Source organism: Arthrobacter nitrophenolicus (assembly GCF_000332815.1).
In the GTDB taxonomy this organism is placed as follows: Bacteria; Actinomycetota; Actinomycetes; order Actinomycetales; family Micrococcaceae; genus Arthrobacter; species Arthrobacter nitrophenolicus.
The window spans coordinates 21110-43044 of record NZ_AOFD01000037.1 but is presented as its reverse complement, the minus strand read 5'-3'; the positions used below and the strand labels follow the sequence as shown (position 1 = coordinate 43044).

The 21935-nt window shown below is 67.8% G+C and carries 14 protein-coding genes and 4 pseudogenes; 9 read left to right on the top strand and 9 right to left on the bottom strand.

What is annotated here, in order from left to right:
• Positions 1–50: 50 nt before the first annotated feature.
• Entirely contained in the window at positions 51–782 is a 732-nt protein-coding gene (locus G205_RS13655; RefSeq protein ID WP_009358486.1) for a queuosine precursor transporter, read from the bottom strand.
• A gap of 194 nt (positions 783–976) precedes the next feature.
• Between G205_RS13655 and G205_RS13650 the strand changes: the two genes are divergently transcribed.
• On the top strand, positions 977–1834 hold the full coding sequence (locus G205_RS13650) for a hydroxymethylpyrimidine/phosphomethylpyrimidine kinase (RefSeq protein WP_009358485.1): 858 nt from the start codon (positions 977–979) through the stop codon (positions 1832–1834).
• A 31-nt stretch (positions 1835–1865) separates the two neighbouring features.
• Here G205_RS13650 and G205_RS13645 read toward each other — a convergent pair whose 3' ends face one another.
• Both G205_RS13645 and G205_RS13640 read right to left on the bottom strand, forming a co-directional pair.
• A complete protein-coding gene (locus G205_RS13645) occupies positions 1866–3137 on the bottom strand; it encodes a serpin family protein (protein ID WP_009358484.1) in 1272 nt (423 codons plus the stop codon).
• 210 nt (positions 3138–3347) lie between these two features.
• Positions 3348–4768, bottom strand: a pseudogene (locus G205_RS13640) (MFS transporter).
• Positions 4769–4974: 206 nt separating this feature from the next.
• On the opposite strand from G205_RS13640, the gene G205_RS13635 reads away from it, so the two are divergent.
• The 4 genes from G205_RS13635 to G205_RS13620 all read left to right on the top strand — a co-directional run bounded on the left by G205_RS13635 (position 4975) and on the right by G205_RS13620 (position 8882).
• Positions 4975–5643 carry a response regulator transcription factor gene (locus G205_RS13635; RefSeq protein ID WP_035753092.1) on the top strand — a complete coding sequence of 223 codons (669 nt, stop codon included), beginning with the start codon at positions 4975–4977 and terminating at the stop codon, positions 5641–5643.
• Positions 5640–7094: a sensor histidine kinase gene (locus G205_RS13630; RefSeq protein ID WP_009358482.1), complete on the top strand. Its 1455-nt coding sequence runs from the start codon at positions 5640–5642 to the stop codon at positions 7092–7094. Before G205_RS13635 ends, G205_RS13630 begins: the two co-directional genes overlap by 4 nt.
• Positions 7087–8091, top strand: a complete 1005-nt coding sequence (locus G205_RS13625) for a TAXI family TRAP transporter solute-binding subunit (RefSeq protein WP_009358481.1) — start codon at positions 7087–7089, stop codon at positions 8089–8091. Before G205_RS13630 ends, G205_RS13625 begins: the two co-directional genes overlap by 8 nt.
• Before the next feature lie 425 nt (positions 8092–8516).
• Positions 8517–8882 carry a hypothetical protein gene (locus G205_RS13620; protein ID WP_009358480.1) on the top strand — a complete coding sequence of 122 codons (366 nt, stop codon included), beginning with the start codon at positions 8517–8519 and terminating at the stop codon, positions 8880–8882.
• 1 nt (position 8883) lies between these two features.
• On the opposite strand, the pseudogene G205_RS13615 reads toward G205_RS13620, so the two are convergent.
• A pseudogene (locus G205_RS13615) lies at positions 8884–10394 on the bottom strand (helix-turn-helix domain-containing protein).
• 147 nt (positions 10395–10541) lie between these two features.
• Here G205_RS13615 and aceA point away from each other — a divergent pair.
• Both aceA and aceB read left to right on the top strand, forming a co-directional pair.
• Positions 10542–11858 (top strand): isocitrate lyase, encoded by a 1317-nt coding sequence (gene aceA, locus G205_RS13610; RefSeq protein ID WP_009358479.1) that lies wholly within the window; start codon positions 10542–10544, stop codon positions 11856–11858.
• A 234-nt stretch (positions 11859–12092) separates the two neighbouring features.
• A pseudogene (gene aceB, locus G205_RS13605) lies at positions 12093–13741 on the top strand (malate synthase A).
• A 93-nt stretch (positions 13742–13834) separates the two neighbouring features.
• Here the strand turns inward: aceB and G205_RS13600 are convergent.
• Positions 13835–15027 (bottom strand): annotated as a pseudogene (locus G205_RS13600) (MFS transporter).
• 141 nt (positions 15028–15168) lie between these two features.
• Between G205_RS13600 and G205_RS13595 the strand changes: the two are divergent.
• Positions 15169–16128, top strand: coding sequence for a D-2-hydroxyacid dehydrogenase family protein (locus tag G205_RS13595; RefSeq protein ID WP_009358477.1), 960 nt, complete (start codon positions 15169–15171; stop codon positions 16126–16128).
• Between the two features lie 79 nt (positions 16129–16207).
• On the opposite strand, the gene G205_RS13590 is transcribed toward G205_RS13595, so the two are convergent.
• Genes G205_RS13590 through G205_RS22950 form a run of 3 tightly spaced genes read right to left on the bottom strand, consistent with a single transcriptional unit; the run spans position 16208 to position 20013 of the window.
• Complete coding sequence (locus G205_RS13590; protein WP_009358476.1) at positions 16208–18706, bottom strand: beta-glucosidase; 2499 nt, start codon at positions 18704–18706, stop codon at positions 16208–16210.
• Positions 18707–19861, bottom strand: a complete 1155-nt coding sequence (locus G205_RS13585; RefSeq protein WP_235046918.1) for an MFS transporter — start codon at positions 19859–19861, stop codon at positions 18707–18709.
• Complete coding sequence (locus G205_RS22950) at positions 19747–20013, bottom strand: hypothetical protein (protein WP_235046917.1); 267 nt, start codon at positions 20011–20013, stop codon at positions 19747–19749. Before G205_RS22950 ends, G205_RS13585 begins: the two co-directional genes overlap by 115 nt.
• 109 nt (positions 20014–20122) lie before the next feature.
• Between G205_RS22950 and G205_RS13580 the strand changes: the two genes are divergently transcribed.
• Positions 20123–20701 (top strand): TetR/AcrR family transcriptional regulator, encoded by a 579-nt coding sequence (locus tag G205_RS13580; protein WP_035753089.1) that lies wholly within the window; start codon positions 20123–20125, stop codon positions 20699–20701.
• Positions 20702–20707: 6 nt separating this feature from the next.
• Here G205_RS13580 and G205_RS13575 read toward each other — a convergent pair whose 3' ends face one another.
• On the bottom strand, positions 20708–21928 hold the full coding sequence (locus tag G205_RS13575) for an ROK family transcriptional regulator (protein WP_009358474.1): 1221 nt from the start codon (positions 21926–21928) through the stop codon (positions 20708–20710).
• Between the last annotated feature and the right edge of the window lie 7 nt (positions 21929–21935).

Genomic DNA, 21935 nt, shown 5'->3' with positions numbered 1-21935 from the left:
GCGAACGTCGAGTGTGCTGGGAACCGTCGAATGGGGAAGCCCCCGCCGAATCAGGCGGCCAGCGTGCCAGCCCCGTAGCTGGGTTCGCGCTTCTTGATCCAGCCGATCACCAGCGATGTGACCGGGACCAGGATGAACTCCACCAGGGTCTTGTACACGAAGCCCGCCACCACGTAGTTCACGAACATCCCGAAGTCGGTGATCCCGATGACGGACGCTGCGATGCTGCAGAAGATCAGGGTGTCCACGAACTCGCCCGCCACCGAGGAGCCCATGATCCGGGCCCACAGGGACTTCTCCCCCGTACGGGCCTTCATCCGCACCAGGATCCAGGAGTTGATGGTCTGGCCGGCAAGGAACGCCAGCAGCGAGGCCAACACGATCTGCGGCACCGGGCCCAGGGCACCCTCAAGGGCGGCCTGCTTGGAGGCGCCGAACTCGTCGTCGAATCCGGGAAGGGCGATGATCACCCAGTAGCAGAGCGAGGCGAACACCGAGAGCGCAAATGTGGTGAGGATGGCTTTCCGTGCCACCCGGAAGCCGTAGACCTCGCTGATGACATCGCCCAGGATGTACGCCAGCGGGAAGAGGAAGAAGCCGCCGTCGGTGATGATCGGCCCCAGGACCACCCCTTTGGAGGCGCCGATGTTGGAAAGGATCAGCACCACCGCCATGACGGCCAGCATGATGCCGAAGTACGGGGACCCGATGGAGGCGAAGCGTGCGGCGCCTGAAGCGGCGGAGGTTTCGGGCAGGGCATTCTGGCCGGAAGCAGATGGCATGGGGAAGTCCGTTTCATAGTGGTTCGCTCGGGTCCGGAACTGCAGGGGACACCGGCTGTATTAGCACTGTCGCCCCATTCTCCCACCTCGGCCTGCCACAGCGTGCACGCCTTGTGGCCCTGAACACCCCCTGTCAGCCTCCGCTGTACTTCCACACAAGGAAAATGCCCGACGCCGGATGGCAGGATGGGTGCATGACTTCCGTTTCCGCTGATGCAATGCCGCACGTCACCAGCCCGGCCGTGGTGCTCACCATCGCCGGCTCCGAAGCAACCGGCGGTGCCGGGGCCCAGGCCGACCTGAAGACCTTCCAGGAGCTGGGCGTCTTCGGCATCGCCAACCTGACCTGCATCGTCTCGTTCAACCCGAACGACAGCTGGAACCACCGCTTCGTGCCGGTGGAGCAGCAGGTGATCGCCGACCAGCTGGAGGCAACCACCGCAGCCTACGGACCGGCCTCGGGCGCGCCGTCCGTCCTGGACACGGTGAAGATCGGGATGCTCGGCAGCCCCGCCACCATCTCCACCGTTGCCGGTGCCCTGCAGGACAACAACTTCGGGAATGTGGTCCTGGACCCGGTCCTGATCTGCAAGGGCCAGGAGCCAGGCCACGCCCTGGACACGGACCAGGCCCTGAAGGCGCAGATCCTGCCGCTCGCCACGTTCGTGACGCCGAACCACTTCGAGGCGGAGTCGCTGTCCGGGCTGGAGATCACCGACGTCGAATCCCTCAAGGCAGCCGCCGTCCGCATCCACGAGCTCAGCGGCGCGGCAGTGCTGGCCAAGGGCGGGGTGCGGCTGGACGGTCCTGACGCCGTCGACGTCTTCTATGACGGCCACACGCTGGAGGTTTTGAGCGCACCGAAGGTAGGCGATGTGGCCGTATCCGGTGCCGGCTGCTCGCTTGCCGCCGCTGTCACCGCAGAACTGGCCAAGGGCTCAACCCCGCTGGAAGCCGCCCGCGCCGCGAAGGAATTTGTGACCGCCGGAATCCGGAACCGCGTGGCGTCCGGGGCGCCGTTTGACGCCCTCTGGCAGGGCGGCCCGCGCTAACCACCGCACACCGGGCCCGGGGCACGCCCGGTCACGAACGCGGGTCCGCCACCTTGCCCATAAAGAGCGGCAGCCCCGTCCCGCTGTGGACGATCTGGTAGTGGAACGGCCGGTCGAAGGCGATGGAGATGGCGGGCTCGGGCGGCGCACTGACCGCACGTCCGTTCAGCTGCGTGACGGCCGCCGCCACGGTCCCCTTCTCTGCCACCGTGATGTTTGCGGCCTGGGCGGCCTGCGTCAGCTTCAGCCCCGGCTGGATCGCGTCGAAGTCCGTTTCCGTGGTGAGCGTGCGGGACAGACCCATGGCTTCCATGACCTTCCGCAGGTCGAAGCTGCTCTTGTGGTCCCAGCGGGGCAGCGTGATGCGGACAGGCTGGACCGGGGCGGATTCCAGCGCCGCGCCGATCCGGGCCAGCTGATCCGCGGACAGTGCGGCAGGGGCGCCGGGCGCCGGCAGTGCAAGGCGCATCACGGCTCCTTCCGCATAGGGAAGGTCCACCGCCCGCCACCCCTCCCCCTCGGCGTACTTCGCTCCCCCTGCCTGGCTCATGGTCGGGACACTCGCCACATCGCCCTTTCCGGTGGTGAACGGCCGGTCCGTGGTGTCGGCAGGGTCGAAGGGCGTGTTCCAGGCGGCGGCGAAATAGAGGGCGTTGAGGAGGCTGAAGGTGTTCCTGATATCGAACTTGGGCGGGGCTTTCGTGATGCGCCCGCCCGTGTTCCGGTCCACCCACGCGTCGATGGCGGGTTCTGCCGCGGCCCGGTCACGGAAATCCACCAGGTGGACGCCTGTGCCGTAGTGCCGTGCCAGGCCGGCCAGGTAGCCCTCGCCCACCGGGGTGTTCCTGTCCAGGAAGAGTCCGTTGGCCAGGTGAATCACGGGCTTCCGTGGCGGGTTGTCCTCGTCGACGGCGCCGGGGTCGCCGTCGTACTTTTCGACGGCGGCGAGCAGTGCGTTCGCCGCCTCATCGCGGGCGGTTACAGGAAGGGCGAGGACGCGGTCAAGTTCCGCGGCCGCCCCGCCGCCCGCTCCGGACCGCAGCATCAGCAGCGCTGTCAGCAGGCTTCCGGGTGATGCGACGACGTTGCCGGCGGCGCCGTCCCCGCCGTCGGCGAGGAGGGCCGCACCCAGCGTGTATGCGGAGCTGCGCAGGGCATCGATTTCAGCCGGATAGGCGTCCGCATCCAGCGAGACCCGCTCCACCCCCGGCGCCGTCACCAGCTCCGGGGGCGCGGCCGCACAAGCGGGAAGCACTGCCACAAGGCCGAGCATTGCCAGCACCGCGCGCCGTGGAACGTTCATCTCTTCCCCTGTGATTCCCCGGCAGGCAAGGCCGCCGCCGTACCGCCATCCAAGGACCGGATGGTTCCAGTGAAGCAGCGGGCCGGCCGCCGGGCGATGCCGGAAGGATTACGGTTTGCGGTCGTTTCGGTCACACCGCCGACGGCGGCACGCGGCGCCGGCGTCGAACCCCACCGGCGCCGCCGCCCTGCCCGGCGCTTGGCACCTGGCCTAGCGGTTGGCACCTGCCAGGGTGCCGGCGTCGTCCGTCCTGGTGGCTCCCCAGGCGTCGCCCTGTTCCCTGTCCAGGTGCGTGGCCTTCTTGTTCTTGAGCGCGAAGATGTAGACGACCAGCGAAATGGCGATGGCGGCGGTGACATAGGTGAAGAAGAGCTCCACCTGGCCCGCCTTCTGCAACGCCGCGCCAATCAGCGGGACCGTGCCGCCAAAGAGCGAGTTGGCGATCGCGTAGCCCAGGCCCACGCCCAACGCACGGATGGAGGCCGGGAACAGCTCCGCCTTCACCAGGGCGTTGATGGAGGTGTAGCCTCCCACGATCAGCAGTCCACCCATCATCAGCAGGAACGCCGTGAAGGGCTCCTTGGTGCCGGACAGTGTGGAGAGCAGCGGCCAGGTGAACAGGACGCCGGTGACGCCGAACCAGACGAGCAGCGGCTTGCGTCCGATCTTGTCCGAGATCAGGCCGTAGACGGGCTGCAGCAGCATGAAGATGAACAGTGCCCAGAAGTTGATCACCGAGGTGTCGGTCTTGGCGATGCCGGACGTATCGTTCATGAACTTCAGGATGAAGTTGGTGTACGTGTAGAACGCCACGGTGCCGCCCAGGGTGACCCCGATGCAGACCAGCAGCGGCCGCCAGTGGCTGGTGAACAGCAGCTTCAGGGTTCCCGGCTGGGCTTCGCCGGCGGCCTGGACGTGGGCCGCACGGATCTGGTCCGCGGAGACGGTTTCCTCCATGGACCGGCGGAGCCAGAGAACCACCAGGGCCGCCACGCCGCCGAGTGCGAACGGGATGCGCCAGGCCCACTCGTTGAGCGCGTCGCCGCCCAGGGTGTTTTGCAGGATCACCAGGACCAGCAGGGCCAGCATCTGGCCGCCCACCAGGGTCACGTACTGGAAGCTGGAGAAGAAGCCACGGCGGCGCGACGTGGCGGCCTCGGACATGTAGGTGGCGCTGGTGCCGTACTCGCCGCCGACGGAGAAGCCCTGCAGCAGGCGGACCAGCACCAGCAGCACCATGGCCCAGATGCCGATCACGTCCTGGGTGGGCAGCACGGCGATGGCGAATGAGCCGCGGACATCAGTGTCACGCTGAGGGTCAGGGCTGCCTTGCGGCCGTTGCGGTCGGCGTACCGGCCGAAGAACCAGGCGCCGATGGGCCGCATGAGGAAAGACGTCGAGAAGACAGCCATTGCCTCCAGTCCGGCCTGCAGATCGTCCTTGGAGTTGAAGAAGTGGGCCTGGAAGTAGGCTGCGAAGACGGTGTAGACGTAGAGGTCGTACCACTCCACCAGGTTGCCGGCGGAGCCTTTGAGGATGTTTCCAACGGCCCGGCGGGTCTGGGCTGCTTCGGTGAGGGGTGCCCCGGGGTGGGCCGCACTGGCCGGCGGCGCTGCTTGTTCGGTGCTCATCAGTGAACCTTCCTTGCGTGAACAGTCATCCGAAAGCGCGGAGGACCCCCACCAAACTATGGGTGACGCACGGCACAACCAACGCGGCGGGCGCTTTCCTAACACTTCCTTAGGATTCAGGCCCGCCGGGGAAAAAATGTCCGCCAGAAGGTAGTCTCCAAAGGCGGGGGACGGCTCAACCCCGGCAAAGGAAAAGGAAGATGGCAATGGACGTGCTGATCGTCGAGGACGACGACGCCATGGCCGGCGCCCTCACGGCCGGTGTGGCGACGGCGGGCCTGAAGGCGACCAGGGTGTCGCGTGGCGCGGACGCCCTGCTGGCCCACCGGGACTTCCACGTGATCCTCCTGGACCTGGGCCTTCCGGACATGGACGGGCTGGAGGTGCTGCGGAAGCTCCGCCAGGTCACCGACTGCCCCATCCTGATCCTGACAGCGCGCGACGACGAACGCAGCGTGGTGCTGGGCCTTCGCTCAGGCGCTGACGACTACCTGGTCAAACCGGTCAAACTCGTGGAACTGCTGGCACGGATCGAAGCGGTGACCAGGCGCATGCGGCGCGGCAGCGGAAGCACCCCGCACACCATCGTCCTGGATGACCTGGAGATCGACCTGGACCGGCGGACCGCGGCCAGGGACGGGTCCCTGCTGCCGCTGACGGCCACCGAATTCGGCCTGCTGGCCCTCCTCGCCCGAAATGCTGGATCGGTGGTCACCCGGGAGCAGATCCTGGATGCCCTGTGGGGTGACGCGTTCCTGGCTTCCTCGCGGTCTCTCGATGTCCACCTCACCGGGCTCCGCGCCAAGCTGCAGAAACCCGGATTCATCATCAACGTCCGCGGCGTCGGTTACCGGGTGGAAGCGGAGGGCCGGTGAGGCTGCGGGTCCTCGGCGTCCTCAGCGTGCTGTGCCTGCTGGTGGTCTTCCTGGTCTCCGGCACCATCCTGGGATCCGCCGCCCGCGAACTCACGCAGGAAGTCCAGATCAACAGGGCCGCATCCCTGAACCGGCTGGCCCAGGTGGCTTTCGATGCTGCAGCCGACGGGGACACGGTGCGGCTGCAGCGCGAGATGGACACCTACTCCGGCCTTTACGGGGAGGGGGTTGTGGTGCGGCTGCAGCAGGGAATCCTGGCGTCGGGCGGCCTGGAGGGCGACCGGCCCGATGTGCGGGACGCGCTGTCCCGGGCCGGACTCAACGTCACGGACACTGCCCTTGCCCCGCTGCAGCCCTTCGGGTCCGGCTCTGAACTGATCTTCCGGCCGTTCGGCAGCGCCAGCCAGGTCCTCGGCGGGGTGGTCCTGGACGTCCACCTGGAGACGGCGCGCCAGAAGCTTCGCGAGCGCTGGCTCCTCGTGGGGGCTGCCGCCGTCGCGCTGGCTGCGGTCCTCCTGCTGGCCGCCGCCCGGGTCACCTCCTGGGTGCTGCGGCCTGTCCTCCGGTTGAACTCGGCCGTGACCGAGCTGGCACGGACGGGACGTGCGGGCCGCCTGCCGGAGGATGGTCCGCCCGAACTGCGGGAACTGAGCCGGTCCTTCGGCGCCATGGCGCGCACGGTGGGCGCCAGCATCGAGTCGCAGCGCCAGCTGATTGCGGACACTTCGCATCAGTTGCGGAATCCCATCGGGGCGCTGCGGCTGCGGCTGGATGTGCTGCAGCTCGAGCTCCAGACCACCCGCGAGCGCGAAGCCGCGGAGAATGTGATGGCGGAGCTGGAGCGGGTGGAGGACATCCTCGACGGGGTGCTGAAGCTGGCGGCCGCGGAACACCGGGCTTCCGAGGATTCGGCGCGGCCCTTCAGCGGTGGTTCCCGGTCTGCCGCGCAGCCGGCCGACCCGTTCCCGGTCCTGCAGGGGGAAGTGGAGCGTGCCGCTCCTGCGGCAGGGCGTGCCGGCTGCCGGCTGGTCCTGGCCGAGGCGCCCGTGCCGCCGGCGGAGGTTGCCTGCCACCCGGCGGAACTGGGCCAGATGGTGGGGGAACTCCTTGCCAACGCCATCAAGTACGCCGCCGGGGCCACTGTTACCGCAGCTGTCCGCCGGCATCAGGACAGGGTCCTGGTCGAAATTTCCGACGACGGGCCGGGCCTTTCGGAGCAGGAACGAACCAATGCCGCGACGAGGTTCTGGCGCGCGCCACGCCATGCCCCGGTGCCCGGGACGGGATTGGGGATGACCATTGTGGGCGAACTCGCCGCAGCCAACGGCGGCCGGCTGGTGCTGGCCGATGCTGCGCCCCACGGCCTGTCCGCCCGGCTGGAATTCCCTGCTGCCCCTTCGGCTGCTGACCGCCCGGCTTCCGGCACGGAAGGAGGGCTGGCCGATGGATGACCGCTCTCACGCGCTGGTTCCTAGCCGGCGGGCGCTTTTTAGGACCGTCCTGGCAGCGGCGGCGGCCGCCGGACTGCCGGCAGCCCTGACCGCCTGCACCGGGCAGCGTCCCGGGCTGCTGACTGTAGCCGGCGGCGAGCCGGGCGGGTTCTACCTTGAGTTCTCCACCCTCCTGGCGGCGTCCCTGGAGCGCCACGGGGTGGCGGACAGGGCCGAGGCGGTGTCCACCGGTGGCAGCCTGGACAACCTGGCCGAGCTCCGTGGCGGCAGGGCTACGTTCGCGGTCGCCCTTGCCGATGCGGCAGCCGCAGCCCCGGAACCCGGCACGGAGGCGGTACCGCTGGCGGCCCTGGGCAAGGTCTACGAGAACTACGTCCACTGCGTGGTGCGCCGGGACAGCGGAATCGTGGATCTGTCCCAGTTGGCCGGCCGGACCGTGGCTGTCGGCCAGCCGGGATCCGGAACGTCCCTGACCACCCCGCGGATCCTTGCGGCAGCAGGCCTGAATGCCCGGACCGCGGGTGGCGCAACCGCTGACGGGACGGTCGCCGTCGTAAGCCTTGGCCTGAACGACGGCCTGGCCGCCCTGAAGGCGGGCACAGTGGATGCGTTGTTCTGGTCGGGCGGTGTGCCCACCGCCGCCGTTGCCGCCGCCCAGCAGGAGGTGCCGCTGGCACTGCTGGACCTGTCGGCGCTGCTGCCGGAGCTGCGCAAGCGGCACGGAGCGCAGTATGACCGCGTCCTCATTCCAGAGGGCAGCTATCCCGGCGTGCCCGCGGTCTGGACGGTCGGCGCCGCGAACCTGCTGCTGTGCCGGGCGGACCTGGACGCCGGCACGGTGGAACGGACCGTCCAGCTGCTGGTGCACCACGCCGGTGAACTGATTCCGCAATCCAGCATGGGCGTCCAGTTCCTCAGCCCGGAAACCCTGATCAACACGGCCGGCATCCCGCTCCATCCGGCCGCGGCCGACGCCTACCGGAAGCTGCACGGCTGAACCAAACGCCCCATCACCTATGGCTGGTCTCCCTCAAACGCCCGCTCACGTATGCTCGCTCTGGCCCGAACGCCCGCTCACCTACGGCGGCTCCGGCGCGGACGCCCGCTCACTTTCTTCAGGATAGCGAGCGGGCGTTCCCGGGCTTCCCGCCAGATGTGCGCAGGAGTTCGGCTCAGAGTCAGGGGTCTTATCCACATACGTGCTTCCTGCCTCGCAGGCCGGGACGCTTTCTCCCTACTGTTTGGTTATCCCGAACAGCGAGCAAAGCGAGGAGCAAGGTGGGAAGGAACCAACGCCGACGGGCGGCACGAACGAAGTCCATGCGGAACCGGCATGGAGGCTCTTCCATAGCCGCCATCCCAAGAGTGGCTATCCCCTCATCCGCAAACGTTCGCGAGTTGGAGGCGCTAACTCCGGCCTTCATGAGCTGGTATGTCCAGCACCCATTCAGCACCGATGCGGACGAGGTGCTGGCGGGCCTGAAGCTCTTCTTCCGCTTCTACCCGGAGATTGGTGAAAACCGTTCCATTGCTGCCCTCGACCCGGCCGAGGTGGCAGCAAGACTGGCGTCCCTCATCATCCATACCGTCCACGAAGGCGTCATGGCCACCTACTCGCTTATGCAATTTATGCGCTTCCTTGAGGATTCCGGCCTGTGGTCCGGCAACCCGGAGTCGTACCGGGCAGTGACCGGCGTCCTAACCGACATCATCTGCCTGGACATGCGCGCGCGAGTCAGCGGCGGCACAGAGACGGCTGCCATGGTCACGGCTGCCCCTGCCAACTAGGTCAGTTGCCCGAGTGGGCCTGCAGGAAGCTGTACACCTCTGTCTCGTCCACGCCGGGGAAGGCTCCGGGAGGCATGGCGGCCAGGAGGTGCGAGTGGGCGCGGGCCGAGGGCCAGGCGTTCCCGGCCCATTCGGCGGTGAGGGCCTCCGGCGGACGCTTGCAGCAGGTGGGGTCGGGGCAGTTAGAGGTGGCGCGGGCGGTGGTCTCGCGCCCGCGGAACCACTTCACGTGCTGGTAGGGCACCCCAATGCTCAGCGAGAACTCACCGGAGGCTGAGCGCTCGGTGCGGGCCGTGCACCAGTAGGTCCCGGATGGAGTGTCGGTGTACTGGCTGTAGGCGCTGAACTTGTCCGGCACGTCGAACACGGCGCGTGAGGTCCAGGCCTTGCAGGACGGCTGGCCCTCGATGGCGCCCGTGTGGTCCTGCGGGAAGTTCACGCCGTCGTTCTCGTAGGCCTTGTAGATGATGCCGCTCTGGTGCGTCTTCTGGAAATGCGTGGTGATGCCCAGGTGTTTGGTGGCGAGATTGGTGAAACGGTGGGCAGCGGTCTCATAGGAAACGGCGAAGGCGTCGCGGATGTCCTCCACGGCGATTTCCTTGGCGGCTTTGGCTTTTTGCAAAATTCCACCGTTGCCTGCTCGGGCAGGAGCAGGGCGGCGGCGAAATAGTTGGTTGCCACCCGCTGGGCCAGGAAATCGCCGTAGTTGCGGGGCGTTTCATGGCCCAGAACGTAGTGGCCCAGTGCCTGGAGCAGGACCGAGCGCGGATCGTGGTCCTGCCGCTGGCTCTGCGTCAGGTAAATTTTGCGGTTCTTCAAATCGGTCACCGAGCGCGTGGAATGGGGCAGGTCGCTGACGTGGTGCAGGGTGAAACCAAGGTGCGCGGCGATGTCGGCAATGACGTGCTGGCTCAGCGGACCGGTGGTGTAGCCCACCTCCTTGAGGACCTTCTGCGCTTCGGCTTCATACTCCGGAAAGTAGTTGCCGCGCTCCCGCATCATCGCCCGCAGTTCCCCGTTCGCGCGGCGCGCTTCCTCCGGGGTTGCCACCTGCTCATTCATCTTGCGCTCGAGCTCCTGCAACAGGCCCACCTGGGCTTCCAGAACATCCAGCGGCAGCCGCGAACTGATGCGGATTTTGGGCAGGTTCAGGGATTCATAAAGGGGACCGCGCTGGTACCGTTCCAGCTCGATTTCCAACGCCGCGCGGCGGCTCGGGGGCTCCGCTCCGAGCAGCTGGTCGATGCTCACGCCAAGGGCGCCGGCAAGGTGCTGGAGCAGGCTGAGTTTGGGTTCGCGCTTGCCGTTCTCGATCAGGCTCAGCTGGCTGGGCGCGGTCCCGACGGCGGCGCTCAGGTCATCGAGCGTCAGCCCGGCCTGTTTGCGCAGATGGCGGACGCGGCGGCCCAGCGAGATGACGTCAAGGTCAGTCGTGGCGGCGGAGGATGGCTGGGAAACGTCCCTGTTCCAGCTTGAAGGCGACATTTCTGCAGAATACGCGAAGAACTGCATTTCTTTCCAGTCTTTTTCTCTAGAAAGGGGGTTGAAAGTGCTGAAAAGTAGTTCACACGGAAAGAACACCGCACCGGAAAGCCGGTGGGAACCTCAACGACGCGGTTCCCACCCACCACTTCCGGAGCTCAATCAAGGAGATCAACGATGACTGCAGCATTTGAGCCCACCTCGCAGACGCCCGAACAGCAGGCCGCCGCACTGGAGCTCGAGTGGGCCGCCAACCCGCGCTGGGAAGGTGTGACCCGTGACTACTCAGGTTCCGACGTCGTCCGCCTCCGCGGCCGTGTCTCCGAAGAGCACACCCTGGCCCGCCGCGGCGCCGAGAAGCTGTGGAAGCAGCTCACCGAAGAGCACAAGACCGGCGGCTACACCAACGCCCTGGGCGCCCTGACCGGCAACCAGGCAGTGCAGCAGGTCAAGGCCGGCCTGCGGGCCATCTACCTTTCCGGCTGGCAGGTCGCCGCGGACGCCAACAACTCGGGCCACACCTACCCGGACCAGTCCCTCTACCCGGCCAACTCGGTCCCCACCGTGGTCCGCCGCATCAACAACGCCCTGCTCCGCGCCGACCAGATCGAATTCGCCGAAGGCGTCCAGAGCGTCCAGGACTGGCTGGTCCCGATCGTCGCCGACGCCGAGGCCGGCTTCGGCGGGCCGCTGAACGCCTACGAGCTCATGAAGTCCATGATCCAGGCCGGCGCCTCCGGTGTTCACTGGGAGGACCAGCTCGCTTCGGAGAAGAAGTGCGGCCACCTCGGCGGCAAGGTCCTGATCCCCACCCAGCAGCACGTCCGCACCCTGAACGCAGCCCGACTGGCCGCTGACGTCGCCGGCACCCCCACCGTCGTCATCGCCCGCACCGACGCCGAGGCAGCCACCCTCATCACCTCCGACGTCGACGAGCGCGACCGCGAGTTCATCACCGGTGAGCGCACCGCGGAGGGCTTCTACAAGGTCCGCAACGGCATCGAACCCTGCATCGCCCGCGCCAAGGCCTACGCCCCCTACTCGGACCTGATCTGGATGGAGACCGGCACCCCGGACCTGGAACTGGCCCGCAAGTTCGCCGAAGCCGTGAAGGCAGAGTTCCCGGACCAGATGCTCTCCTACAACTGCTCACCCTCGTTCAACTGGCGCAAGCACCTGGACGACGCCACGATCGCGAAGTTCCAGCGCGAACTCGGCGCCATGGGCTTCACGTTCCAGTTCATCACCCTGGCCGGCTTCCACGCCCTGAACTACTCGATGTTCGACCTCGCCCACGGCTATGCCCGCGAAGGCATGAGCGCCTACGTCGAACTCCAGGAAAAGGAATTCGCCTCCGAATCCCGCGGCTACACCGCAACCAAGCACCAGCGCGAAGTCGGCACCGGCTACTTCGACACCATCTCCACCGCGCTCAACCCGAACGCGTCCACCCTCGCCCTCGTGGGATCCACCGAAGAGGGCCAGTTCCACTAACTTCCAACCCTCGACGGCGGCGGTGGTTGAGCTTGTCGAAACCCCGGACTTCGGACCGGCATCGCTCTGCCTGCTATTCCCCACGTCCGGCCTTGCTCGTAGAACTCGCCGAGGCCGGACGCAGGGCCCCTTTTACGCAGGCTGCCGCGACACCGGCTCCTCGGCCTCGTGCCTCAGTCGCCACCCTGCCGCCAACCGCCGTCGAACTTCCCTTTCGTCTTTAAGGAGACTGAAATGAACAGCTTTACTGACAGCTTTACGATCAACGGAATCACACTCACTGCGCAGCCGATTTGCCGGCAAAGCGAGGTTCTCACTCCCGACGCTTTGGAGTTCATCGGCAAGTGCATCGGGCTACTGCTGAGCGGCGCAAGGAACTGCTGCAGGCCCGGCGGGCCCGCCGGGCCGAGATCGCTGCCGGCGCGGATCCTCGCTTCCTGCGGGAGACCGAGCACATCCGCAACGACCCGTCCTGGCGGGTCGCTCCCCCGGCCCCCGGCCTGGAGGACCGCCGGGTGGAAATCACCGGTCCGGTGGACAAGAAGATGACCATCAACGCCCTGAACTCCGGCGCCAAGGTCTGGCTCGCGGACATGGAGGACTCCTCCACCCCCACCTGGCGCAACGTCATCAAGGGCCAGCTGAACCTCACCGACGCCTGGAACGCCGGATCGACTTCACCACCGAGGAAGGCAAGGAATACAAGCTCCGCCCCGCCGGCGACCTGCCCACCATTGTGGTCCGCCCCCGCGGCTGGCACCTGCCCGAAAAGCACATGCTCATCGACGGCGAACCCGTCGCCGGCGGCATCGTTGACTTCGGCCTGTTCTTCTTCCACAACGCCCGCCGCCTCCTGGCCCAGGGCAAGCCCGTACTTCTACCTGCCGAAAATCGAAAACCACCTCGAGGCCCGGCTCTGGAACGACATCTTCATCCTCGCCCAGGACCTGCTCGGCATCAACCAGGGCACCATCCGCGCCACGGTGCTGATCGAGACCATCACCGCCGCGTTCGAAATGGAGGAAATCCTCTACGAACTGCGTGACCACGCCGCAGGCCTGAACGCCGGCCGCTGGGACTACATCTTCTCCATCATCAAGAACTTCCGCACCCGCGGCCCCCGGTTTGTCCTCCCGGACCGCGGCCAGGTGACCATGACCGCCCCCTTCATGCGCGCCTACACCGAACAGCTCGTCCGGGCCTGCCACAAGCGCGGCGCCATGGCCATCGGCGGCATGGCCGCAGCCGTGCCCAACCGCAAGGATCCGGAAGCGAACGCCAACGCCTTCGGCAAGGTCCGCGCGGACAAGACGCGCGAAGCCAACGACGGCTTCGACGGCTCCTGGGTGGCCCACCCCGACCTTGTGCCCGTCGCCCGAGAGGTGTTCGACAGCATCCTCGGCGAGAAGCCCAACCAGCTCGGCAAGCTCCGCGAGGATGTCACCCCGGACGACCGTGCCCTGATCAACATCGCCTCACTGCACGGCACCATCACCGAACAGGGCATCCGGAACAACATCGAAGTCGGGATCCGCTACATCGAATCCTGGCTCCGCGGCAACGGCGCAGTGGCCATCCACAACCTCATGGAAGACGCCGCCACCGCCGAAATCTCCCGTTCCCAGCTCTGGCAGTGGATCTACGCCCGGGCCATCACCGACCATGGCGAGATCATCACCCACCACTGGGTCGAAGAGCTCCTGGACGAGGAGTTCGCCCGGCTGGAGCGCTTCGACGGCGACCGCTTCGAAGACGCCCGCGACATCTTCGAGGAAGTCACCCTCGCCCAGGACTTCCCGTCTTTCCTCACCCTGCCCGCCTATGCGCGGTACCTGACCGAGGCCCGCGAGAAAGCCACGGTCGAGGAACTCGCCGCCGCCTGACAAGTTTCCGTCCGCCGGGCCGGCACGCTCTATCGCAACAGGCACCTCCGAAATCCGGAGGGCCGGCCCGGCGGCGGGACATGCCTTGGCACGTCAGCGTCCCTTGGGCACCTTCCGCACTGAGAGGGTAGTACCGGCGAAGAACGTCAGCACGGAGGCCAGGATGACCAGCAGCGCGGGCGTCCAGGAACCCGAGGCATCGTGGACGAAGCCCACCAGGGGCGGCGCCACGGCGGCGAGGGCGTAGCCCAGGCCCTGGACCGTGGCGGACATCTTGCCCGCGGAAGCCTGGTCGCGTGCCAGCCGGATGATGGCGATGAAGATGACCGTGATGCCGCCGCCCTGGGCGACGCCGCCGAAGACGGACCAGAGCCACCAGAGCTGCGGCGCCAGCAGCAGCCCCACCGGAACGGTCAGCCACAGCGCACCCACGGTGACCGCAACCGCCGTCGGGCCCCAGTACTTGGCGGCAAACGGGACACCCAGCCCGCCCACGATGGCGAGGATCTGGAAGATGGAGGAAGCTGCGCCGGCCTCGGCCACGGACATGCCGAGCTCGTCGTGCAGGTAGCTGGGCAACCATGCGGTGACGCCGTAGTAGGAGAAGGCCTGGCCGCCAAACCCGGCCGTCAGTCCGGCAGTTATCCAGCCCAGACCGGTGACGGGGGGCCGCTTGGTGTCAGCGCCGTCCCCGCCGGAAACCAGGAAGGCGTTGCGGGGCCCCACCGCCAGGTCCAGACGACGATCGCCGCCACGGCCAGGACGGCCACCGAGCCCAGGGCGAACCGCCACCCGGCCAGGTCCGCGAGCGGCGCCGTCACCACGGACGTCAGGAACGAGCCGATGTTCAGCGCCGCGGTGTAGATCCCCATCGCCGTTCCCTGCCGGGCCGGGGCAAAGTCCCGCCGGATGATGAGGGGTGCCGCGATGTTGCCCATGGTGATGGCGGCGCCGATCAGCACTGTTCCCACCACCACCAGCGCCGGGCCGCCGGACGAGCGGACCAGGACGCCTGCCAGGACCCCGAGGATGGTCAGGGTCACCGCGAATTCGGCGCCGAACTTCCTCGCCGCGAGGGAGGCCAGCGGCGCGGCCAGCGAAAAGCAGAGGACGGGGATGCTGGTCAGGAGCCCAAGCATCACCGGTGAAAACGAAAGCTCCGCCTGCATCAGCCCGACCACCGGGGCGACCGCCACGAACGGGCCCCGCAGATTCAGGGCCAGCAGGCCGATACAGGCGAGCAGGATCCAGCTGGCGGGGAGGCGGGCGAGGGACCGGCCGCTCATGCGGCGGCGTGCTGGTTAACCGGGGGTTTCATCACTCCCATTGCTATCACGCCCCACCCGCGCGCCGTTTCCGCCGTTCCGGAGGGCGCCCTGCCATACGATGAACATCACGCCAGGAACTCCGGGATTAAGGACACCTCCATGCAGCACCGCCTTGCCATTCTTGACGACTACCAGGACGTGGCGCACGGCTTCGCGGACTGGGCAGCGCTCGAAGCCGAGGGAGTCAAGGTCACCACGTTCCGGGAACCCTTTGCGTCGCGGGACGCCCTGGTCTCGGCGCTGGCCGACGTCAGCATCGTGATCGCCATGCGTGAGCGGACGGCCTTCCCGCGCGAGGTGTTCGAGAAGCTCCCGGCACTGCAGCTCCTGGTGACCACGGGGATGGCCAACGCGTCCATTGACGTTGCCGCCGCCACGGACCACGGGGTAACGGTCTGCGGCACGCCCGGCTCGCCCACGGCCGCCCCCGAACTGACCTGGGCCCTGCTGCTCGCCGCCGCGCGGCACCTGCCGGCGGAGGAGAACTCGCTGCGCGCCGGAACCTGGCAGTCAACGGTGGGATTTGAGCTGGCCGGCAAGACCTTGGGCATTGTGGGCCTGGGGAAGATCGGGCGCCGGGTGGCCGGGTACGGGCGGGCGTTCGGAATGGACATCGTGGCGTGGAGCCAGAACCTCACTGCCGGGGCGGCGGAAGAGGCCGGGGCGCGGCTGGTGTCCAAGGAAGAGCTGTTCCGGGCCTCCGACGTGGTGACGCTCCACCTGCGGTTGTCCCCGCGCTCCGAGAACACGGTGGGGGAGGCGGAACTGCGGCTGCTGGGCCCGGAGGGGATCCTGGTGAACACCGCCCGGGGTCCGCTGGTGAACCAGGATGCATTGATCCGGGCGCTCAGCCAGGGGTGGATCCGCGGCGCCGCGCTGGATGTGTTCGACGAGGAACCGCTGCCCGCCGGGCATCCGCTCCTGGCCGCCCCCAATACCGTCCTCTCGCCGCACCTTGGCTACGTGACGCAGGAGAGCTACCGGGAGTTTTACGGCGGGGCGTTCGAGGACGTGACGGCGTGGCTGGCCGGTTCCCCCATCCGCACCATCAGCGGCTGACGCCGAAGTACCGCGGACGACGGCGGCCGGGCGGCTTCCCGGAAAGGGAACCGGCCCGGCCGCCGTCGTCTAGAGCGCCTTAGCGCAACTCGATCTCCAGTGCCTGGAAGTCGTCGGCCGCGTGCCGGCCCACCAGGATCCGGAACGTTCCGGGCTCAAACTGCCAGCCGCCGTCGTAATGCGCGAAGGAGCGGGCGGGGATCCGCACCTCGACGCTGTCGGTGCCGCCGGGGGCCAGGTGGGCTCCGGCGTATCCTGCCAGCCAGCGGACGGGCCGCTCGACGGCGGACTCCGCACGCTCCAGGTACACCTGGACCACTTCGCGGCCGGAGCGGCTGCCGGTGTTGCGGACGGGAACGTGGACCACCACGTCGTTGCCGGCGGTGACGGACTGCGGGGCATGCGGGGCGGACAGCTCGAACGTGGTGTAGCCCAGGCCGTAGCCGAACGGCAGGGCCGGAGCCGCGCCGCCTTCAGCCTGCTGCTTCAGCCAGGCCCGGTAGCCCACGTGGATGCCCTCGGAGTACACCACCTTGCCGTCCACGGGCGCGGTATTGAGCACCGGAACGTCCCCGAGCGCGGCCGGCCAGGTGGTGGGCAGGCGTCCGCCCGGCTCCTCCTGACCCAGCAGGATGTCCGCGATGGCCCGGCCGAACTCCTGGCCGCCGAACCAGCCGAGCAGGACCGCTCCCACCTTGTCGAGCCAGGGCATCAGCACGGGCGAACCGGAGTTCACCACCACGACGGTGCGGGGGTTGACGGCGGCCACGGCCTCCACCAGCTGGTCCTGGTAGCCGGGCAGGTCCAGGTCCTTGCGGTCGAAGCCTTCGGACTCGATGGCGGCGCTGGTGCCTACCACCACCACGGCCACGTCCGCAGCCTTCGCGGCTTCCACCGCTGCCTCGATCTCGGCCTGCGGGTCCTCAACCACGGTTTCCTCGCCCAGCAGGATGGCGGTGAAGGGGATGACCTGCTGCTTGGGCAGCTCGTAGACGGCCTCGATCCGGACCCGCTCGCCTGCTGCGGTTTCGACGGCGTGGACCGTCTTGGGCGGGTCGAAGAGGGCGGCGCCGAGGACGTCGGTGTCGTCCTCGATCTCGCCGTTGAACACTTCGTCTCCCTTGAGCGAGAGCCGGATCCGTCCCACGGTGCCGACGCCGAGGTGGTGGATGCCCGCCGTCGGGGCCGTCCAGTCCGCTTCCATTCGGATGGCCGCAGACCCTTCCGGGATCCCGACGCCGAACCAGATCAGGTGCGATGCCAGCCGGTCCTCACCCGAAATGTCCGCGCCGTCCGCGTCCAGGAAGGTCACCCGCATGCCGGGGACATTGGAGACCGGGTTGTGCAGCGAGGTGCGCGGGAAGGCCTGCAGGCCCTCGGCCACCTTGGCGCCGCGGGTGTAACTGACGCTGACGCCGGACGGCAGCGCGTCTCGGAGTCCGTCCAGCGGCGAGACGGTGTACTTGGGCATGACGGTGGCGCTGCCGCCACCCTGGGTCCGGGCCTCCTCGGCGTTGTGGCCGCTGACCGCGATGCTCGTCAATGCCGACGGGTCGAGGGGCAGCAGGCCGTCCTTGTTGCGGACCAGCACGGCGCCGCGGACTGCCACTTCACGTGCGACGGCGGCGGCATTGAGTTGTTCCGGAAGCTCGGTCACCGCCGGGGCGACGGAGTCCAGCGAACCGACGCGGGCGGCCAGGCGGAGGATGCGGATGACCTTTTCGAGGATGGCGGCCCGGCTGACCCGGCCGTCCTCAACGGCTGCCAGCAGCTTGGGGCCCCAGTGGCCTACGGGCCCGGGCATCTCCAGGTCCTGGTGGGCGTTGGCCGACTCCACCGAGCGGACACCGGTCCAGTCTGAAACAACCACGCCGTCGAAGCCCCATTCGGTGGACAGGGGGGTCTTGAGCAGCTCGTTTTCGCTGGCCGTGGTGCCGTTGATGGAGTTGTAGGAGCTCATCACCAGCCAGGCACGCGCCTCGGTGATGGCGTCCTCGAAGGCGGCCAGGTACAGCTCGCGGAGGGGGCGCTCATCCACCACGGAGTCGGACGTGAAACGCTCGGTTTCGGACTCGTTGGCGAGGTAGTGCTTGGGGGTCGCACCGACGCCCATCGACTGGACGCCGGCCACGTAGCCCGCCGCCAGCGTGGCGGTGAGGCGCGGGTCCTCGCTCATGCATTCGAAGTGCCGGCCGCCCAGCGGGGAGCGGTGCAGGTTGATGGTGGGGCCGAGGACCGCATGGACGCCCTTGCGGCGGGCCTCCTGGCCGAGGACCTGGCCGTAGCGGTGCGCCGTTTCCACGCTCCAGGTTGCGGACAGGGCGGACGACGACGGCAGCGAGACCGAGTCATGGCGTTCATCGAAGTCCTCGCCGCGGACGCCCGACGGACCATCCGAGAGGACAACCCGGGAGAGCCCGATCGAGGGCAGCGCGTGGGTGGCCCACACGTCCGCGCCCGTGAGGAGCTGGATCTGCTGTTCCAGGGAAAGGCCTTCGGCCAGCTCCCGGATACGGGCTTCTGCGTCCGGGGACCCGGCGGCGGGTGCCGTCACGGCCTGGGAAAGGGTGGGATTCATTTACTTGACTCCTTTGATGCGGGTAACGAGGACGGCGCCGATGATGCCGACGACGGCCCCGCCAATGAAGAGGGCGGGGTAGCCGCCGAGGGTGATAACCGGGAATGCCAGTGCGGGGACAAGCGACTGGGGCAGAGCCTGGGCAATGTTGAAAACACCGAACGTCTTGGCGTTTTCGGTCTGGCTGCCGGGCAGCAGGTCGGTAATGAGGGCGACGTCAACAGCGCCGAAGCAGCCCAGGCCCAGGCCGGCGATGGCCTGTCCCACCAGGACCTGGTCCGTGGTGGTGCTGGTGGCGATGACCACCAGGCCGGCCATCATGATGATGGCGGAGGCGATGACCATGCCTTTGCGCTTGCCGATCTTGTCGCTGATCCAGCCGCCGGCGAGGCTGGTGACGACCGTTCCCAGGGAGCTGACGAGGGTGGCCTGGAAGACCAGCGACGCCACTTCGGTTTCGGCAACGCGGAGGTGGTCGGCGAAGAAGTACGGCAGGTAGAGCAGCCCGGCGCAGTAGCCGATGTAGACCAGGAACTTGGTGAACCAGGCCCAGCCCAGGCCGGGATAGGTGCGCGGGTTGAAGTAGAAGGATCCCGCGATCTCCTTGAGATTCAGCGGTGCCGGCTTTTCGGTGAGGACACGGTCCTTGAAGGTAAAGGCGAAGGCAAGGGCAATGACTGTTCCCACAGCTCCCGGGACCACCGCCATCTGGAAGGCGTTGTCGAAGAGCTGGGCGAAGTACGCAGCTGCCACCAGGCCGATGGGCAGGGTCATCCCAATGAGGCCGGACAGGCGACCGCGCTCGGCCGGCGCCGCCTGGTCCGGAAGGGTGGCCACCAGCGCGGCCAGCGCAGCGTTGAAGCTCAGCTGGGCGAGGACCCAGGCCACCAGCACGCCGGCGACGTCGGTGGCGGACCCGAGCAGGACCAGCGACCCCATGCCCACGATGGAGCCGCTGACAATCCACGGCTTGCGCATGCCAAAGCGGGAGGTGGTCCGGTCGCTCAGCCGTCCGAAGAAGGGGTTGGCCAGCAGCGCGATCAGGCGCCGACGCCGGCAACGAGGCTGAGGGCCCCGGCCCGGGTTTCCGGCGTGGTGATTTCCGAAACCTTGATGGCCAGCACCACCAGGGCCGGGGCCAGGACGGCCATCCACAGGCCTGCGCTGGCGATGGGCATGCCAATGACGTAGGCGCGGGGTGTTTTGACGGGGCTTCCCGGAGCGGGAACGGATGAAGTTGTAGTGCTGGACGGGGTTGCGGGCACTGTCAGCCCTGCGGAATCCCCGGTGTTGGTCGTGACGGCCACGGTGCCTCCTGACAGAAATTGACCCTCCGTTGGGTCCTGCAGAAAATGGTACCCACAAAAACCGAGTCTGACTAGGCTTTCGCGCCGAAGCGTGAAATACACTGTCCTGGTGCCTTCATCAAAGCCGCGCGGACAGTACGCCAAGGGAGCCGAACGCCGCGAGCAGATCATCCAGACAGCAACCGACGTTTTTGCAACAGAAGGCTTCGAAGGCACGGCCCTGAAGCGCGTGGCTGAACTGGTGGGCGTGAAGGAAGCCACGCTCTTCCACTACTTCCGTGGCAAGCAGGAGCTCCTGACCGCCGTCCTGGCCGAGCGCGACAGGCGGAGCATGGCGGCCATGGATACAGACGCCGGGCTGCCGCTGATGGTGCGCTCCGCAGAGCGCAACCGGGCGGAACCGGGCCTGACAACGCTGTACGCGGTTGCCTCCGCCACCGCGAACGACCCCGGGCATGACTCCCATGGCTACTTCAAGGACCGGTTCGCGGAAGTGGTGGACGTCCTGACAGTGGACATTGAGCGGCGCCAGTCCGACGGCCAGGCCCGCACGGACCTGCCGGCAAGGGACCTTGCCCGGCTGGTCGTCGCCATCTCGGACGGCCTGCAGCTGCAGTGGCTCTACGACAAGGAAGTGGACGTGGCAGACGGCCTGTCACAGTTCATCGACGTGCTGATGGCGCCCTAGCAGCGCTCACCCTGCCGCGGCTGTTCCCGCCAGTGTTGCCTCGATGACCGCCGGCGAGAGAACGTACTGGGTGACCATGCGGCTGGCACCCAGTATTGCCGCCTGGTCCCCGGCGATGGAGACGGCGATCCGCAAATGCGAGGTGGCCAGTGGCTGCGACCGCCGGTACACCACTTCCCGGATGCCGGCCACCAGGTGTTCGCCGGACACACCGATGCTGCCGCCCACCACAATCACGGACGGATTGAGGAGGTTCACCACGGTGGCCAGCACCTCGCCGATATCCCGGCCTGCCTGGCGCAGGGCCTGGATGGCCTGGAGGTTTCCGTCCGAGGCGAGCCGAAGGACATCAGAGCCCTTTGCCGCGTCCAGCCCCTGTTCCCGCAAAGCGCGGGCGATGGCGGGACCTGACGCCAGGGCTTCGAGGCAGCCGTAATTCCCGCACGCGCACTGCACGTCCGCGCCCCTCGCCAGCTGGACATGCCCCAGGTCTCCGGCTGTGCCGTTGGCGCCGCGCTGCAGTTCGCCGCTGCTGATGATGCCGGAACCGATGCCGGTGGCCACCTTCACGAAAAAGAAGTTGCCGTGCTCCGGCCAATGGGCGGTCCGCTCCCCCAGGGCCATGATGTTCACATCATTGTCCACCAGCACGGGGACGCGGAGGGACTGCTGCACGTAGCCAACCACGTCGAAGCCGTCCCAGCCGGGCATGATGGGAGGCTTCACCGGCTTTCCGGAGTCGTGCTCCACCGGGCCGGGCAGGCCGATGCCCACGCCTGCCAGCTCGCCGGCCTTCCGCCCCGCCGTGGCGAGCAGTTTCCTGCCCTGTGCCACCACCTGGTCCAGTACCGCTTCCGGGCCGTCCGACACCTGCCGGGCCAGCCGTTGTTCGGCCAGGATCTTCCCGCCCAGGTCGGTGACGGCCACGATCACGTGGCTTGCCCCGACGTCGACGGCCAGGACCACCCGCGACGAGGGGTTGAAGGCAAAGCGCGACGGCGGCCTGCCGCCACTGGAGGTGGCCTCACCGGCGGGCCCCACCAGGCCGGACAGCATCAGCGCTTCGATCCGCGAGGCCACGGTGGAACGCGCGAGGCCGGTGCTTCCGGCCAGCTCGGCCCTAGTGCGCGCCTTCCCGTCCCGCAAAAGCTGGAAAAGGTCTCCGGCCCGCCCCTGGGACGCCGGGTACTCGAGGAGGGAAGCTCCTTCTCCGTGGCTTTTGGTCATCAACCAT